Annotated in this window: 14 protein-coding genes and 1 pseudogene; all 15 read left to right on the top strand. The window is 50.9% G+C overall.

The features are described 5' to 3' along the window. The first annotated feature begins 17 nt into the window (after nt 1–17). The 15 genes and pseudogenes from SLIP_RS07785 (at nt 18) to SLIP_RS07710 (ending at nt 16,360) form a co-directional block, all read left to right on the top strand. Nucleotides 18–1,160 carry a class II glutamine amidotransferase gene (locus SLIP_RS07785; RefSeq protein WP_207635768.1) on the top strand — a complete coding sequence of 381 codons (1,143 nt, stop codon included), beginning with the start codon at nt 18–20 and terminating at the stop codon, nt 1,158–1,160. Beyond that, a complete protein-coding gene (locus SLIP_RS07780; RefSeq protein ID WP_013175729.1) occupies nt 1,160–2,662 on the top strand; it encodes a glutamate synthase-related protein in 1,503 nt (500 codons plus the stop codon). Before SLIP_RS07785 ends, SLIP_RS07780 begins: the two co-directional genes overlap by 1 nt. Nucleotides 2,663–2,673: 11 nt before the next feature. Then, nucleotides 2,674–3,135: a 4Fe-4S dicluster domain-containing protein gene (locus tag SLIP_RS07775; protein ID WP_013175728.1), complete on the top strand. Its 462-nt coding sequence runs from the start codon at nt 2,674–2,676 to the stop codon at nt 3,133–3,135. 2 nt (nt 3,136–3,137) lie between these two features. Then, nucleotides 3,138–4,502: an NAD(P)/FAD-dependent oxidoreductase gene (locus SLIP_RS07770; RefSeq protein ID WP_013175727.1), complete on the top strand. Its 1,365-nt coding sequence runs from the start codon at nt 3,138–3,140 to the stop codon at nt 4,500–4,502. Then, nucleotides 4,472–5,212, top strand: coding sequence for a GltB/FmdC/FwdC-like GXGXG domain-containing protein (locus tag SLIP_RS07765; protein ID WP_013175726.1), 741 nt, complete (start codon nt 4,472–4,474; stop codon nt 5,210–5,212). Before SLIP_RS07770 ends, SLIP_RS07765 begins: the two co-directional genes overlap by 31 nt. A 192-nt stretch (nt 5,213–5,404) precedes the next feature. Next, nucleotides 5,405–6,475 carry a glutamine-hydrolyzing carbamoyl-phosphate synthase small subunit gene (gene carA / locus SLIP_RS07760; RefSeq protein ID WP_013175725.1) on the top strand — a complete coding sequence of 357 codons (1,071 nt, stop codon included), beginning with the start codon at nt 5,405–5,407 and terminating at the stop codon, nt 6,473–6,475. Nucleotides 6,476–6,873: 398 nt separating this feature from the next. After that, nucleotides 6,874–7,979, top strand: a pseudogene (locus SLIP_RS07755) (IS1634 family transposase). Nucleotides 7,980–8,304: 325 nt separating this feature from the next. Next, nucleotides 8,305–9,636, top strand: coding sequence for an NADP-specific glutamate dehydrogenase (gene gdhA / locus SLIP_RS07745; RefSeq protein WP_013175724.1), 1,332 nt, complete (start codon nt 8,305–8,307; stop codon nt 9,634–9,636). A 204-nt stretch (nt 9,637–9,840) separates the two neighbouring features. Beyond that, nucleotides 9,841–10,263 (top strand): Fur family transcriptional regulator, encoded by a 423-nt coding sequence (locus SLIP_RS07740; protein ID WP_041432879.1) that lies wholly within the window; start codon nt 9,841–9,843, stop codon nt 10,261–10,263. Between the two features lie 86 nt (nt 10,264–10,349). Beyond that, the gene (locus SLIP_RS07735) at nt 10,350–12,137 is read left to right on the top strand and encodes a ferrous iron transporter B (RefSeq protein ID WP_013175722.1); all 1,788 of its coding nucleotides are present in this window, start codon (nt 10,350–10,352) and stop codon (nt 12,135–12,137) included. Between the two features lie 16 nt (nt 12,138–12,153). Continuing rightward, on the top strand, nt 12,154–12,420 hold the full coding sequence (locus SLIP_RS07730) for a FeoA family protein (RefSeq protein ID WP_013175721.1): 267 nt from the start codon (nt 12,154–12,156) through the stop codon (nt 12,418–12,420). Nucleotides 12,421–12,475: 55 nt separating this feature from the next. Further along, on the top strand, nt 12,476–13,222 hold the full coding sequence (locus SLIP_RS07725; protein WP_013175720.1) for an ABC transporter ATP-binding protein: 747 nt from the start codon (nt 12,476–12,478) through the stop codon (nt 13,220–13,222). Beyond that, nucleotides 13,209–14,132: a SufB/SufD family protein gene (locus SLIP_RS07720; protein WP_013175719.1), complete on the top strand. Its 924-nt coding sequence runs from the start codon at nt 13,209–13,211 to the stop codon at nt 14,130–14,132. The genes SLIP_RS07725 and SLIP_RS07720 overlap by 14 nt, the downstream gene beginning before the upstream one ends. 42 nt (nt 14,133–14,174) lie before the next feature. Further along, the gene (locus tag SLIP_RS07715; protein ID WP_013175718.1) at nt 14,175–15,080 is read left to right on the top strand and encodes a selenium metabolism-associated LysR family transcriptional regulator; all 906 of its coding nucleotides are present in this window, start codon (nt 14,175–14,177) and stop codon (nt 15,078–15,080) included. A 170-nt stretch (nt 15,081–15,250) separates the two neighbouring features. Then, entirely contained in the window at nt 15,251–16,360 is a 1,110-nt protein-coding gene (locus SLIP_RS07710) for a type III PLP-dependent enzyme (protein WP_013175717.1), read from the top strand. The last annotated feature ends 114 nt before the right edge of the window (nt 16,361–16,474 follow it).

Genomic DNA, 16,474 nt, shown 5'->3' with positions numbered 1-16,474 from the left:
GAGAGAAAGGAGGATACCTGGTGGTGAGGGAAGGATTGGCAAGAATACCGGCCGGGTGCGCGGTAGCTGGAATAGTCGACAGAAGAAGACAAGCCATGAAAGCGGACGGTATTGTGACCATGATAAGCTTGATGCATGACCGTTCCAACGGTTTAGGCGGGGGTTTTGCCGTCTACGGGTGTTATTCCGATATGAGCGATTACTACGCGTTTCATCTCTTCTATGAATCAAGCTCAGCTCAAACCGAGACGGAGCAGTTTATGTCAATCTACTTTAAAGTAGAGCAAAAGGAGCCGATTCCTGTTCGAAAAAACGGGCTGCAAAAACACGCCCCCCGAATATGGCGCTATTTTGTGAAGCCCAAAGTCAGCGAAATTAACGAGCAGGATCTCTCTGAAGAAGAATACATCATCAAAACAGTAATGAGCATCAACCGCGATATACCGGGAGCTTTCGTCGCTTCCAGTGGTAAGAATATGGGAGCGTTTAAAGCGGTAGGTTACCCGGAAGACGTAGCTGACTTTTACCGGCTTGAGGAGTACCAAGGTTACTTGTGGCTGGCTCACGGCCGCTTTCCTACCAACACTCCGGGTTGGTGGGGAGGAGCCCACCCGTTCACGTTACTTGATTGGTCCGTAGTGCACAATGGAGAGATATCTTCTTACGGTGCCAATCGGAGGTATTTGGAGATGTTCGGATACCACTGTGGTTTACAGACTGATACCGAGGCGATAACTTATTTGTTGGATCTTCTGGTACGTAAACACAGGCTGCCACTACTGACTGCATTAAATATATTTGCAGCTCCTTTCTGGGAAGAGATCGGCAGAATGGATCCGGAGAGACAACGACTGTGGAAGGTGTTGCGTTCTGTTTACGGAAGCGCTCTTCTAAACGGACCTTTTTCAATTATTGTCGGTTGTAGCCACGGCTTAATCGCAATGAACGACCGCATTAAACTGCGCCCCCTGGTGGCGGCGGTAAATACTGAAAAGGTATATGTAGCCAGCGAAGAAGCGGCGATCCGGGCTGTGTGTCGCCAGCCGGACAGGCTATGGACACCGGCCGGGGGCGAACCGGTCTTGGCATGGGTGGAACACCAGACTTCGAAGCACGGGTCGAGCAGCCTTTGCGATGGACTGGTGAGGGAGGTGTCTTAATGGCAATCACCATGAAAACAGCCTCTTATAAAATCATAAGGGATCATGACCGTTGCATTGAATGCCTGGTCTGTGTCAGACAGTGTAGTAACGGAGTGCACCGGTGGGATGAAGATTACATGTGCCTGGTGTCCGACGAGGCAGAATGTGTTAATTGCCACCGCTGTGTGGTTTTCTGTCCGACCCAAGCCCTGAATGTGGTGGCTAGTCCGTTGGATTTCAAAACCAACGCTAATTGGAGAAAACCGGACATCGAGCAAATATACCTGCAAGCGGAAACCGGGGGGACGCTTCTTGTAGGTATGGGAAACGACCGGCCTTACCCGGTGTACTGGGACCACTTGCTGCTAAACGCCAGCCAGGTGACTAACCCGTCGATTGATCCGCTGAGGGAACCAGTGGAGTTAAAAACGTTTATCGGAAGAAAGCCGGATACGGTCCACTTCGGATCCGAAGGGGTAGAGGGAGAGTTTCCTCCACAACTGGAGCTAGATGTCCCCGTTATGTTCAGTGCGATGTCTTTCGGATCCATCAGCTTGAACGCACAGAAGTCACTGGCCCGGGCTGCAGTCGAAACCGGTATTTACTGGAACTGCGGAGAAGGTGGTCTTCATCCGGAGGTGAGGCCTTACGCCGACCGAGCTGTAGTGCAGGTAGCTTCGGGAAGATTTGGGGTAAGTGTGGATTATCTAAAGAGCGGAGCGGCGATAGAGATAAAGATAGGGCAGGGAGCTAAGCCGGGCATAGGGGGACACCTGCCGGGCGAAAAGGTAGGACCAGAAGTCAGCCGGACTCGCATGATTCCTTTAGGTACTGACGCGATTTCGCCGGCGCCCCACCACGATATATACTCGATCGAGGATTTGCGCCAGTTGATTTTCTCACTTAAGGAAGCTACTGAGTACGCGAAACCGGTAGGGGTTAAGATCGCTGCGGTTCATAACGTGGCGGCCATAGCCTCGGGGTCGGTAAGGGCAGGGGCTGATTTTCTGGTTATAGATGGGTTTCGCGGCGGTACGGGGGCAGCACCCCTGCGCATACGAGACAACATTGGAATTCCGATAGAACTTGCTTTGGCCGCTGTTGATTCACGATTGCGGGAAGAAGGCATCAGGAATACGGTTTCTCTCGTAGTGGCTGGTGGTATCCGCAATAGCGCGGACGTGGTTAAGGCTATAGCCTTGGGGGCTGATGCTGTGTATATCGGCACCGCCGCTCTAATCGCGTTGGGCTGTCACATGTGCCAGAAGTGTTATCAGGGCAAGTGTAATTGGGGAATAGCTACTACCAATCCTTATCTTACAAAGCGGGTCAACCCCGAGGTCGGAGCCAGGAGGGCTGCTAATCTGATCCGGGCCTGGGCTCATGAGATAAAGGAAATGCTCGGAGGTATGGGTATCAACGCCATCGAGAGCTTGCGGGGGAACCGGCTGCATCTACGGGGCATAGGGCTTGGGCCCAAAGAGCTGGAGATACTACAGGTTAAGGCGGCAGGGGAATAGGGGGTAAGAGGATGCGCAGGCGAATTGTATGTAATTTCGATGTTTGCATAGGCTGCCGGCTGTGCGAGGTTTACTGTATTACTTCTCACTCCCGCTTCCCCCACGATGTTTTGAAAGCCTTCAAACTCGACGGGCAAAGGCCGGTACCACGCGTCACGGTAGAGGAAGAGGGGGTCTTATCTTTTTCTGTATCCTGTCGCCATTGCCAGGAACCGGAATGTACTAAGTCCTGTCTTACTGGTGCCCTCCAGCTCGACGCAGAACTTGGCATAATAAAGGTGGAAGAAGAAAGATGCATCGGCTGCTGGACTTGCGTAGTCGCGTGTCCCTACGGAGCTATAAGGCCGTCACCGGGGGAACGTAAAGTGGCGGTCAAGTGTGACCTTTGCGGAGGAACGGGTGAGGTTCCAGCCTGTGTGGCCAATTGTCCCAACGAGGCACTCCGGATGGAAGTATGGGTAGAGGAGGGGTAGGGATGCGTTACGTTTTGGTAGGTAATTCGGCGGCAGCTGTGGGCGCCATCGAAGGGATACGCAGCCTAGACAAAGAAGGGCAAATGACGGTCATTTCAGAAGAGCCGTACCCTGCTTATTCGCGGCCCCTGATCTCTTATTACTTAGAAGGCCGGGTTGACGAATCAAGGATGGGCTACAGGGACCCAGGGTTTTATGACCGGCACCAAGTTGAGTTAAAGCTGGGAGTCAGAGCGGTACGGTTGTCGTGTTCTTCACAGCGGGTACTTCTCGACAACGGGGAAGAACTAGAATACGAGCGGCTGCTGTTGGCTACAGGTTCAAGGCCAGTACTGCCGCCGGTAAAGGGATTAGACAAACAGGGGGTCTTTTTTTTCAACCGTTGGGAAGACGTGAAAGCCATCCGAACCGTAGCCGGTCCGGGGTTGAGAGCTGTGGTGCTGGGCGCTGGTCTGACTGGATTGAAGGCGGCCGAGGCTTTGACCAAGCTTGGCTTGAGGGTCACCGTAGTAGAGGTGGCGGACACAATTCTCGGGTCCATCCTGGATGAAGAGGGAGCCTGTATAGTCCGGAAACATCTGGAGGAAGCGGGAGTACACTTGCTCACTGGGATAAAGGTTACCGAGGTTTACGGGGGAAGGAGTACGGTTCCAGCGGACGTCTATGCTCTAAAGGATAAGTATCGCAAGTATTTGAACAGAGAACAGCAGGTAGAAAGTGTCGGGCTGTCAAACGGGTTTTCGCTTCCGGCAGACATGGTGGTGGTGGCGGCGGGGGTTGTCCCTAATCTTGATCTGGTCGCCGGTACCGATGTCAGGTGGAATCACGGGATACTGGTAAACGAGTACTTAGAGACTACTGTTTCTGACGTTTATGCAGCCGGAGATGTTGCCGAAGGACTTGATTTGCTATCAGGGGAATCCCGGGTGATAGCTACTCTACCCAACGCTTACAAACAAGGAGAAACGGCTGGGAAAAACATGGCCGGAGCCAGGGTACCCTACCCAGGGGGTCTGGCTATGAACTCGGTGAGCTTCTTCGGGCTGCCTATAGCCACCGCGGGCTGGAGCAACGTTCAGAAAGAGGGGATAAGGATAGTAAACCGAGCCGATGTATCCCGCAGGAGCTATCGCCGTTTGAGTATATTGGGGGATAGGCTGGTCGGCTTCATCGCCATAGGAGATGTTAACCGAGTAGGGATACTCACCGCTCTGGTGAGAAGCCGAGCATCAATCGATGGGTACGAAGACCGGTTGTTAAAACCGGATCTGGGACTTATCGACCTGCCGGAACAACTACGCCAGCGGTGGAACTTGTGGGGAGGGGGTGATTCTGAATGGAGGTCAGGCTATCAGCTAAGGATTTGAAATACCGCGAGTTGAACCGGGCTATTCGCCTAGCAGCCGCCGAGGGGGCCGATGCGATTCTCGTCGACGAAGTGAACGGTCAGTACTACTTAGGGGCGGGGATGAAGGGCAAGTTGAGATTGGTGGTGAACGGGATTCCGGGCAACGATCTGGCTTGTTATTTGGACGGCTCGGAGATACGAGTTAAAGGCAACGCTCAGGACGGAGTGGGTAATACCATGAACAGCGGAAGGGTGATTGTCGAGGGCAGTGTGGGTGACGTTCTGGGCTACGGGATGAGAGGCGGGGAGATCTTCGTCCGTGACGATGTCGGTTACAGGGCTGGAATTCACATGAAAGAGTTTGAAAACAGCTGTCCGGTACTGGTCATAGGAGGCTCTTCCGGCGCCTTTCTGGGTGAATACATGGCCGGGGGCCGCATCATTTTGCTGGGGTTAAAGACAGGGGGCAGGCCTTCGGTTGGGCCTTACTGCGGTTCGGGGATGCACGGAGGATGTATATTCATTCGCGAGCCGGTTGACCAAACGCGTATCAGTCCTCATGTGCAAGTATCTGCTCCGACGGAAAACGACCGGGCTTTTCTGTGGGAGTATTTTCTTCGCTACTGCACTTACTTCGGTTTCAAACCCGATATGTGGGACGACTTGTCTTTTGTCAAACTCATACCTCGGGGAACCCGTCCTTACGGCAGTATGTACGTTGGGGTATAAGGTCGGGTATAAGAAAATCATCGGGATCGAACAGAATCAAGAAGAAAGCGGTTATAACTGAGTATGCACAGTGTTATGTATTATTTTTGCTCAGGTATTGCTATTAAGGCTTGTGTGAGGTACAAATAATAGCGGGCTGATGACTGGGGAATAAAAGCTATAAGACCAAAGAAACCGTGAGGAGGCAAAGTGGTGAGGCAAAAAGGGTATCTCGTACTTGAAAATGGTGCGCTATTTGAGGGACTAATGTTAGGGTCGTCAAACGGAGCTGGAGGGGAAGTAGTTTTTAACACGGCAGTGGTTGGATACGAACAGGTTATGAGCGATCCGTCTTATGCAGGGCAGATCGTGGTAATGACTTATCCCCTTATAGGCAACTACGGAATAAACCCAGCCCATATGGAATCCGAGGTTATGTGGTTGCGAGGTTTGGTGGTCCGGGAATTATGTCTTGAGCCGGAGCATTACCAGTCACAAATGAGTTTAGACCAGTTCCTGGCCGACAAGGGTTTGGTATGTTTGACGGAGGTCGACACCCGGGCCCTTACCCGAGTATTACGAACCCGCGGCACCATGGGTGGGGTTATTGTCCCGTCGCTGGATGATATGGACGCTCTAAAGGAGAAAGCCCGAAGGGCAGCCGAACCTCCTCCCGGAGGTCACGTATTGAAGGTCACTTCTCGTCAGGTCAGGCGTGAAGGGAACGGCCCCAAGCGGGTAGTTTTGATGGATTTTGGGGTCAAGAAAAGCATAACCTCTGCTCTGGTGAAAAGGGGCTGTGAAGTCATTACCGTCCCTGCTGACACCGATGGCGATAAGATCATGGAATTCGCACCTCACGGGCTGGTCTTGTCAAACGGTCCGGGAGATCCTCGCGATTGCATGTACGCGGTAGAAACGGTAAAGAACCTGCTGGAAAAGGTTCCGATTTTAGGAATATGTCTTGGGCACCAGCTTTTGGCACTGGCTTTGGGGGCCGAAACTTACAAGATGCGGTTTGGACACCGAGGAGGAAACCACCCGGTAAAGGATCTCCATACCGGTAAGGTGCACATCACTTCTCAAAATCACGGGTATGCGGTAGATGAGACCTCCCTTTCCAGGGTCGGAGCATATGTATCCTTTCGCAATTTGAATGACGGTACGGTGGAAGGACTAAGACATGACGAATTGCCAGTTTTATCAGTTCAGTTTCATCCCGAAGCGGCTCCTGGCCCCCAAGATACAGAGTATTTGTTTGACAGTTTCTTGAATTTGATGTAAAAGTTATCTTCACAACGGAGGCAGTTTGAGCAAGCTGTAGAAATGTCATTATGGTGCACCTCGTAAACTAATGAACCATCTCCCTGTTCCTTCGCCAGCAAACCTTTTTCCTGCCGGATTAACGTACACATTGTGTTCTTCATCGTAGTTGATGATAAATACTGGAAACTAATTTTACCTCTTTTTCCGTAGGTTTCCTGCGTGCGGTACCTTGCTAACGTGGCCGGGATGCGCGCGGTCAAACTCGAGTTTGACAGTTCCGGGTCAAAAGTAGTGGTTCGAGGGGCCGGGAATCAAGGAGATACGGGGACAAGGGTCGGGGAAATTGAAAAATGTAGTGCCACACTACATGTTATCTTGTTGCTTATCTAGAAGTATAATGTCACAATGATAGTGCTATGTTTGTTAGAACCAAGACGCGCATCAACAAGGACGGCTCCAAAGTCGAATACCTCCAGATAGTAGAGAATACCAGGGTGAACGGTAAAGTCCGCCAGAGGGTCATCTGCACCCTGGGAAGGCTCGACCAGCTTCAGGAGGAAGGGCAACTCGAACGTCTGGTCGAAGGAATAGTCAGGTTCAAAAAGGAGCAGGCATTGATGCTCCAGGCTGAAGATACTCTTTGTGTTGAGTGGAGCAAGGAACTTGGGTTGGATCTCGTTTTCCGCCGCATCTGGGAACAGTGCGGGCTCAAAGAGATCATAGAAGCAAAAGTATCCAAAACGAAGGTAGAGTTTAACGTAGCAGAAGCGGTCTTTGGCATGGTATTAAACCGGCTGTCAGATCCCATGAGCAAGCTAGGGGTCGCAGGGTGGGCAGCTAACGATGTTTATGACCCACGATTTGAGGAGCTTAAGCTCTGGCATTACTACCGGGCGTTGGACTTTCTCTCTGAGCACAAGGATGAGATGGAACAGGAACTTTTCTTTAGGGGAAGGAACCTGTTCAACCAGAGCGTAGATTTGGTGTTTTTCGACACCACTTCCGTTTACTTTGAAGGACCGACTGCTGCCGGTGAGTTGTGCTGTTATGGGTATTCCAAGGACAAGAGGCCGGACAGGCTACAGGTCATAATAGGGCTTTTGATAGATCAGGACGGGATACCTATCGGCCATGAGGTATTGCCCGGGAACAGCGAAGCAGCATTGGCCTACAAGCAGTTGTGGATGGTAGAGAGGGCCTTCAGGGAGTTGAAGAGCAACCTGGAGTAAAACCCATGTACCACTGGACGGAATCGAGGATAAGAGGACATATCATGGTTTGTTTCCTTACGTTCTACCTGGAGATGGTGTTGCGGAAAAGGTTGAAAGAGGTAGCGCCGGATGCGAGCTACACCCAGGTGATAAAAGACCTGTCCAGGTTGAGGGCCACGAAGATAGTGAATGGGAAGAGGGTGGCGATAGTGAGGAGCGAACTTACCGGGGATGCTCACCTGGCGTTCAAGGCAGTCGGGATGCAGGTACCGAGTAGAGTGCTATACGAAAATACGGGGCACCACAAGTAGCGTAGTGGCACAAGCTCTTTTATGTTATGTCAAGAAACCGCCGGATTTGCAGGCGGTTTGAAAAATTAGCTGTCAAACTCGAGTCTTACACTACTGAAAGGGCTTAAGTTTGCCCGCCTTTGTTTTTGCCAACCGTCACAGGGATTTATCTGCAACACGCGCTAGGAATACAATACTAGGAATACAATATATTTGAGCTGCAAGTATTTACAATTGTTGGCCCAAACATTAATTTAATTATTGGGCATTAAGAGGAGTTACCCGAGTGGGCCTCATGAGGGGTAAGTATCACATCAAAATATCCTAATGAAAGGACGGGAGTACAGTGTCGTACGTAGAACAGGTTTATCAAAAGGTTGTGGAGAGGAATCCACACGAGCCTGAGTTCCTGCAGGCCGTTAAAGAAGTCTTGGATTCTTTGGAGCCGGTGCTGGACAGGCATCCGGAATATCAAAAAGCCGGCCTGCTGGAGAGAATAGTGGAGCCGGAAAGACAGATAATTTTCCGGGTGCCTTGGGTTGACGACCAGGGACGGGTGCAAGTGAACCGGGGTATGCGTATTCAATTCAACAGTGCTATCGGTCCCTACAAAGGGGGGATAAGGTTCCACCCCACCGTATATACGGGGATTATAAAGTTCTTGGGATTCGAGCAGATATTCAAGAACTCTCTTACCGGATTGCCGATTGGGGGAGCCAAGGGCGGAAGCGACTTCGACCCCAAAGGCAAGTCGGATGCCGAAGTTATGAGGTTCTGCCAGAGTTTTATGAACGAATTATATCGTCATATAGGTGCGGACGTAGACGTGCCTGCGGGAGATATCGGGGTTGGAGCTCGGGAGATTGGATACATGTATGGGCAGTACAAGAAACTTACCCGCCTTTATGAGGGGGTTCTTACCGGCAAGGGGCTGTCATATGGTGGCAGTCTAGTCAGGACTGAGGCTACCGGCTACGGGCTGGTGTACTTCGTGGACGAAATGATTAAGGCCAAGGGCAAGAGTTTTGAAGGTGCTACTGTGGTTATATCAGGGTCAGGCAATGTCGCTATCTATGCTGCCGAGAAAGTCTATCAGCTTGGTGGGAAGGTAGTGGCTATGTGCGACTCCAATGGATACATTTATGACAAAGATGGGGTTAACCTCGATACCGTAAAGCGTATCAAAGAAGTAGAGAGAGGACGGATCAGGGATTACGTGAAATCACATCCGAGTGCTGAGTACGTCGACGGCACTGGGATCTGGAACATCAAGTGTGACGTAGCGCTTCCATGTGCCACTCAAAACGAGTTGGATGAAAATGATGCTAAGAAGCTGGTAGCTAACGGTTGTTTTGCCGTGGGTGAAGGAGCAAACATGCCATGCACTCCCGAGGCTGTTCGGGTGTTCCTTGAGAATAAAGTCTTGTTTGCCCCGGGCAAAGCCGCGAACGCGGGTGGCGTAGCCACATCAGCTTTGGAAATGAGCCAGAACAGCATGAGGATGTCCTGGACCTTCGAAGAGGTAGATGCCAAGCTTAAGAACATTATGGTGAACATCTACAAGAACGTAAGCCAGACAGCCAAAGAATACGGGCATGAAGACAACTTCGTCGTCGGTGCTAATATCGCGGGTTTCCTGAAAGTGGCGGATGCAATGATGGCCCAGGGTATCGTTTAAACAAATCAAAAGTCTTGCTATTGCAGACCGAATCTGAAAATCTCGAGGGGAGGCTGAGGCCTCCTCGTTTGTTTTTAATACGTTCAGCAAAACGAACGACCTTGCAAGGGATTGAATTTGTGACTTCTCCTGCGTTATACTGACAACAGAGACTGATAATTATTCTCAAGATTGAGCGACAACCTTTTGGAAGGTGTAGAAATTATGGGCTTGCAATCCTTATACGACAAGTTGGCTGAGTCCAATTACAAGCTCACACCTCAACGCCGGGCTATCCTTCAAGTCCTGGAGGATAACCAGGGCGAACACTTATCGGCGGAGCAGATTTTTTTCATGGTGAGATCCAGGTTACCGAACATCGGAATCGCGACGGTTTACCGGACCCTAGAACTTTTTGCAGGGTTGGGACTACTGCGTAAGACCAGTTTTGATGAGGGTAAGTTTCGCTATGAATTCGATGATGTTGACCGTCACCGCCACCATCACCTGGTGTGTTTACAATGCGGCAAGATAGTGGAGATCGAAGAAGATCTCTTGCAACAGTTGGAGCGTGAAGTGGAAAAAAAGGGATTTCAGGTGATAGATCACTCGCTGGTGATATACGGCAGATGTCCTTCGTGTAAGTAGGTCCATTCCCGCGAATCGGAAAAACGTCGTCCGGTCGTGTCGTGAGAATGAAAATGATTATCGTTATTGGGAGAGGGGGGGGTGAAATGAAAGTCGTACTTGTCGGACAGCCCAACGTTGGCAAGAGTGCGATATTGCACCGCTTAACCGGGGCGGAAGTCATTGTTTCAAACTACGCGGGTACTTCAGTGGAGTTGACCCGGGGCAACGTACGGTTGGGGAAGAAAAACATTGAAATCATCGACACCCCTGGTATTTATAGCAGCCTTGCGGCTGTTTCCGCCGAGGAAACTATAACCAAGGAACTGCTATCTAAGGAGTCGGTGAATCTGGTGATCAACGTGGTGGATGCAACCAGTTTGGCGCGAAACCTGGCTCTAACCCTGGAATTGCTGGGAACGGCAAAACCTTTGCTGGTTTTATTAAACCAAATGGACCGCGTCAGAAGCAAAGGCATGGTGATAAGACACGCGGAACTTGCCCGCTGGCTGGGGGTGACGGTAATACCTTTCTCGGCCGTGACCGGAGAAGGAGTAGCTGAGGTTTTCGACTATTTGGACAGGGGTTTAAGCGAAGGATTTGCGCTTCCTAATCCTGAAGTCCATAAAGGTAATCTACAGGTGCTAGCTGAAGAGGGCGGCTTTAGTTGTGACGGTCTGTGCTGGGCGTGTTCGCACGAAAAGGCGAAAGTGTCCTGCCACGAGGAACAGATTTGGGGTTTGCAACTCCAGGCTCGAGCCCTGGCCAACAAGGTTTTGGACTATGAATCCCGGCGTCGGGTTCAGTGGTTGTCACGCCTCGAACAGTTAGTCGACCGTCCGGTACTGGGTGCGCTTGTGCTGATGCTCGTTTTATGGGTAGGCTTTAAACTGCTTCTGGCTTTTACTGGCTGGACCGAAGGCATCATAGAAGGGTTGTTTCAACCCGTGCAGCAGTTTCTTGCTTTCTGTATCACCAAGGTACTGCCTGACGGGTTCGTCAGCCAGGTCTTGAGCAAAGGTATTGCCGAAGGCTTGTTGATACCTTTTGCCCTGGTATTGCCGGCGATATTTATGGTTTCCATTTTTATGGCGGTTTTAGAGGATACAGGGCTTTTGGCCCGTTATGCAGTGGTGCTGGATCGGTTAGGAAGGATACTCGGGATATCGGGACAAGCCGTAATTCCACTGGCCCTCGGGTTCGGATGCCGAACCCCAGCGGTTGTGGCAACCAGGATACTTTCGAATCCCAGGGAAAGGTTGGTAGTAATCACCCTTTTGTCTATCGTCATTCCTTGCGCAGCTACCTTGGGCATGATTGTGGCGGTGATAAACGCGTTCAACGCCTACCCAGAAGCGATTGCCGGATCCATGTTGATGGCCTTCATAGGCTTGGGGTTGGGGTTGAAAAAGAGGTTCGGTGTCAAACAGGAGGAAATGGTTTACGAGCTTCCGCCCCTGAGAGTGCCTTTTGTAAAAACGTTAGTGGCAAAGGTCAGGATACGGTTCCGCGGGTTTTTCACTGAGGTTTTGCCCTTGCTGGTGATTATGAGCATAGGGGTTCGCGTACTGATAGATTCAGGGGTATTGAGGTTCGTGGTTGGGATAGAACGGGTGACCGAGTTCCTGTTTGGGGTACCAGCCGAGGCCTTTGTCGCCGTTTTGATAACCGTTATCCAGCGTTATCTGGCGCCTTTGGTGCTCCTCAATCTTGACCTCGACCCAAGGCAAGCAACCATCGCTATCTCCATGATAGCTCTTTCTTTACCCTGTCTGCCGGTAATGGTCACAAGCTGGAGGGAGGTAGGGGCCTGGAATCTGGGGAAAATCATCGCAACCGGCTTGGCCATTTCATTTACGACAGGTACAGTGTTGAACCTGGTGCTGCCGAAGTAGGAAAGGAGGACGACTTATGTCCCGTTGGAAACCGGTTGTCAGAAGGGGTGAACAAACGACGTTGGATAGAGTAAGACCGGGAACACGGGTCCGGGTTTCCGGCTTTCTGGGCGGGTGGAGAGGTTCCGAACGGTTGCTGAAGATGGGGATAGGCCCGGGGGTGGAGGTGTTAACCGTCTCGCAGTACCCGCTTAAGGGACCAGTAGTGGTAAGGGTAGATGAATCTCAAATCGCTTTGGGACGCGGATTAGCTCGAAAGATACTGGTAGAACGATTGCCATAAACGATAGTTATGTTATTATTAGGGTAAATCTTAATACTACCCGGAGGGATACGGAGTGCTTGAATTGAGAAACATAAATGTGGCCTTTGATGGGGACAACGGTTCCAGCAAAGAGATACTGAAAGATGTCAGTCTGAGCTTGGAACCAGGGAAGCTTTATGGGATTACCGGTCCCAACGGAGGCGGTAAGACCTCATTAGCCAAGGTAATAATGGGTATTTACACTCCCAACTCGGGACAAGTTATCCTAGACGGGGAAGACATAACCGGGCTAAGTGTTACAGAAAGAGCGCACCGGGGCATTGCCTATGCTTTTCAAAACCCGCCTCGATTCAAAGGGTTGTCGGTATCAGATATAATGAAGATCGCCGGTCCTCAGCTTGAGACTACTGAAGTCCGCGGGTATCTTCGGGACGTGGGACTGTGTCCGGAAGATTATCTTGATAGAGATGTAGGGCCCGGTTTAAGTGGGGGCGAAGCCAAAAGGATAGAAGTTGCACAGTTGCTGGCTCGGAACGCCCGGATCAGCATTTTTGATGAGCCGGAATCCGGAGTGGATCTGTGGACCATCCAGAAGTTGATTGACATAATACTAAAAAGGTACAAGCGGAACCCGGAAAAGATGGCAATAGTTATAAGTCACAACGAACAGTTCCTGCCTGTTTGCGACGAGATCATTCTCATCTCAGAGGGGAAAGTTCAACAGCGAGGAACCGCAGCCGAGATATGGCCTTTGATAAAAGATGAGATTTGCTGCAAGATGAGGGACCAGTGCGGAGGTATCGCTCATGGAGTTCAATAAGGTAGAAAGGGATCTCTTGCAAGCAGTAGCCGATTTGCATTCGATTCCACAAGGTGCCGTGAACATCAGGAGAGACGGGGAAGCGGTGCTCAGGCGTTCTTCTCCCAATATCGAGATTGTGGGTAAGACGGACAGGCCAGGCATAGACATCATCGTGAAGCCGGGCACGGTCAACGAGTCGGTGCATATTCCGGTTATTTTAACTCGAAGCGGGTTCAAAGACGTGGTATACAATACTTTCATTATTGGAGAAGGCTCTGACGTACTGGTGGTCGCGGGTTGCGGCATTCACAATGCTGGCCAGGATGTGTCGAGGCACGATGGGATTCACGAGGTCATCGTGAAAAAGGGTGCCCGTATGCGCTATGTGGAAAAGCACTACGGTGAGGGGAGACCCGAAGCGCAAAGGATACTCAATCCCAATACGGTGATAACCGTGGAAGAAGGGGCTCAGGCGGAAATGGAACTGGTTCAGATAAGGGGAGTCGACCACACGCGGCGGGTGACGACTGCCTATATTTACGATCGGGGGAGCCTGAAAATAGTCGAGAAGCTTTTGACCCACAGAGATCAAGAGGCAGAATCGACGATTGAGATTCACTTGGTGGGCACGGGGGGCGTAGCCCAGGTGATATCGCGTTCGGTTGCCCAGGAAAGTTCCCGCCAGGAATTTCGAGCGGCTCTGATCGGTAAAGCGAGGAGCAACGGGCATGTTGAATGTGATGCCATAATAATGGATCGAGCCCAGATCAGGTCAGTTCCCGAGTTGGTAGCCGAAAATGCGGAAGCAGTATTGACTCATGAGGCGGCCATAGGCAGGATAGCGGGGGAACAACTGATTAAGCTGATGTCTCTCGGGCTCACTGAGCAGGAAGCAGTAGACGCTATCTTGAGCGGTTTTTTGAGATGAGGGTTAGGGCGGTGAGGAACACTGGCTGGTGATGTAAAGAATATGAGAATCGACCTGTTTAAGACTTTCGTTAGAGTGATAGAAACCCAAAACTTTACGAAAGTCGCTCGCGAACTCGATATTTCTCAACCTGCTGTCAGCAAGCAGATTCAGGCGTTGGAAGAGATGTATGGGGTTCTCTTGCTGGAAAGGACAGGGAAGAAATTGAAACCGACCCAGGCAGGAGAGGCATTATACGGGTGTGCCAAAGATATACTGAGGGCAGTTGAAAAGACCGAGCGGGTGATGGGAGATCTGTTGGAGACTCGCAAGGGCAGGCTTCTCCTAGGTGCCAGCACCATTCCGGGACAGTACATCATGCCATCATTGATGACCGAGTTTAAGGCCAGGTTTCCCCACGTTGCTATTTACATGGAAGTCGGGGACAGCGAGGTTATTATGGGTAAAGTTGTTGACAAGCAATTGGATGTAGGTGTTGTGGGGGCTTGGGCTGGGGACAGGCGGGTCGATTTTTTTAAATGGATATCGGATGAACTTGTCCTCGTGGTTCCTGAAGGCCATCGTTTCTTGGAAATGGACGGTGTGACGGTGACCGATGCCCTGCAGGAACCGTGGGTTTTCAGGGAAAAGGGATCAGGGACCAGGATGACGTTGGAGGATGCTTTACAAGGACGGGGTATCAAAAGAGAAGACCTTAACGTGGTAGCGGAATTAGGTAGCACCGAAGCGGTTCTAGCTTCGGTAGAAGCAGGGATGGGTATATCGCTGGTATCTGAATGGGCTGCTAAAAAGGCTGAGAATTCGAGAAAGATTAGGGCTCTGAAGGTTAAAGACATTGATTTCAAGCGTAATTTCTATGTGGTTTTCCCTAAACAAAAGCAGCGGCGAAAAAGCGTGGATCTCTTCTTGGATTTTTTGAGGAAAGCAGAAATAAGGCCGGCTATGTGATGTAGCATGCTTGATTGGGGAAAAGCTGCTCTAGCTATCTTGAGAATGTGAGAGTATATGATAAAATAGATACCGTGCGCTCGGTCAAGCTGGGCTGGCTGCTGGTTGCAGCCGGTTATCCAGCTATATTTTATGTATGCGAACTGGGAAAGAAGGGAGGGCTTAGATCGATGTTGCGTTTGAGCTTCGATGAAGCTAAAAAACTTAAAGAGAAATGGGGAACCCCGCTCATGGTCGTTTCGCGGCGAGAGATAGGTGAAAAGTTTGCTATCCTCAACGACTACTTGCCGGGGGTCAAGATGTACTACGCGGTAAAGGCTAATGCCCACCCGGATGTTTTGAAAACCGTGAAGGAGTTCACCGACCGGTTCGATATTTGTTCGCCTCAAGAAATACTTGCGGCCAAGAGTATCGGAGTGCAAAGCGAGAACATGATCCACACTAACCCTGTAAAAAAGCCGGAGGATATCCGCTTTGCCGTAGAGCAGGGAGTAAGATGGTTCGTATTCGATAATGAGTACGAGTTGGAGAAGTTCAAACCTTACGGGTCAGATGTCAACCTGTTGCTAAGGCTGAGTTTTCCCAACCCAGACTGCGTGGTCAACTTGTCTTACAAGTACGGGGTTCCACCGGATGAGGCGACTGGACTGGTTATCAAGGCGGCCGAGATGGGCTTGGCTGTGCGGGGCTTGTGTTTCCACGTAGGATCCCAGAACTTGAATCCTTACAAATACACGGACGCCATTGCCGAATGTAAAAGAGTCTTTAACTCCCTGGCGTTGCACGGTATATATCTCGATTTTCTCGATATCGGGGGAGGCTTCCCGGTCGAGTACATCGAACCGATAATGCCCCTTCGCAGGTTTTTTTCGCCGATTCAGGAAGCGCTTGACAGCTATTTCCCTAACATCACGGTGATCGCCGAACCAGGCAGGTTCATAATTGGCGATGCTGTCAACTTAGTCATGACTGTTGTAGGCAAGTCGAAGCGAAACAACGTCTGGTGGTACTATGTGGACGACGGGCTGTACGGTTCGTTTTCAGGTCGTTTGTATGATCACTGCGATTATCTGATTCTGAGCGAAAGGGAAGGGCCGCGGGAACAGTGTATAATCGCGGGGCCGACCTGTGACTCTTTCGATGTTATCTACCACAACACCGTAATGCCACAACTGGAAATTGGCGATACCCTAATCGCTCTCTCCATGGGGGCTTATACGGCAGCCAGTGCCAGCAATTTCAACGGTTACCCACCCGCTCGTACGGTTGTGGTCGACTAGCTGCGGCGAATTCGGTCCGCGCACGATGACAGGCCCATGCGGGAAAAGCCGTACCGAGCCTGTTAAGCTGTTTTAACCGGGTGAATTGCTTGGCGGAAAGAGGTTGTGATATAG

The sequence above is a fragment of the Syntrophothermus lipocalidus DSM 12680 genome, from assembly GCF_000092405.1.
Classification (GTDB): domain Bacteria; phylum Bacillota; class Syntrophomonadia; order Syntrophomonadales; family Syntrophothermaceae; genus Syntrophothermus; species Syntrophothermus lipocalidus.
The sequence above is the reverse complement of the archived record's forward strand: the minus strand, read 5'-3'. Positions and strand labels throughout refer to the sequence as shown.

What these genes read in the sequence shown, in the direction of transcription:
- SLIP_RS07780 (WP_013175729.1), top strand. Translation starts at nt 1,160, where the DNA reads ATGGCAATCACCATGAAAACAGCCTCTTATAAAATCATAAGGGATCAT.
- SLIP_RS07775 (WP_013175728.1), top strand. Translation starts at nt 2,674, where the DNA reads ATGCGCAGGCGAATTGTATGTAATTTCGATGTTTGCATAGGCTGCCGG.
- SLIP_RS07770 (WP_013175727.1), top strand. Translation starts at nt 3,138, where the DNA reads ATGCGTTACGTTTTGGTAGGTAATTCGGCGGCAGCTGTGGGCGCCATC.
- SLIP_RS07765 (WP_013175726.1), top strand. Translation starts at nt 4,472, where the DNA reads ATGGAGGTCAGGCTATCAGCTAAGGATTTGAAATACCGCGAGTTGAAC.
- SLIP_RS07740 (WP_041432879.1), top strand. Translation starts at nt 9,841, where the DNA reads ATGGGCTTGCAATCCTTATACGACAAGTTGGCTGAGTCCAATTACAAG.
- SLIP_RS07735 (WP_013175722.1), top strand. Translation starts at nt 10,350, where the DNA reads ATGAAAGTCGTACTTGTCGGACAGCCCAACGTTGGCAAGAGTGCGATA.
- SLIP_RS07730 (WP_013175721.1), top strand. Translation starts at nt 12,154, where the DNA reads ATGTCCCGTTGGAAACCGGTTGTCAGAAGGGGTGAACAAACGACGTTG.
- SLIP_RS07720 (WP_013175719.1), top strand. Translation starts at nt 13,209, where the DNA reads ATGGAGTTCAATAAGGTAGAAAGGGATCTCTTGCAAGCAGTAGCCGAT.
- SLIP_RS07715 (WP_013175718.1), top strand. Translation starts at nt 14,175, where the DNA reads ATGAGAATCGACCTGTTTAAGACTTTCGTTAGAGTGATAGAAACCCAA.
- SLIP_RS07710 (WP_013175717.1), top strand. Translation starts at nt 15,251, where the DNA reads ATGTTGCGTTTGAGCTTCGATGAAGCTAAAAAACTTAAAGAGAAATGG.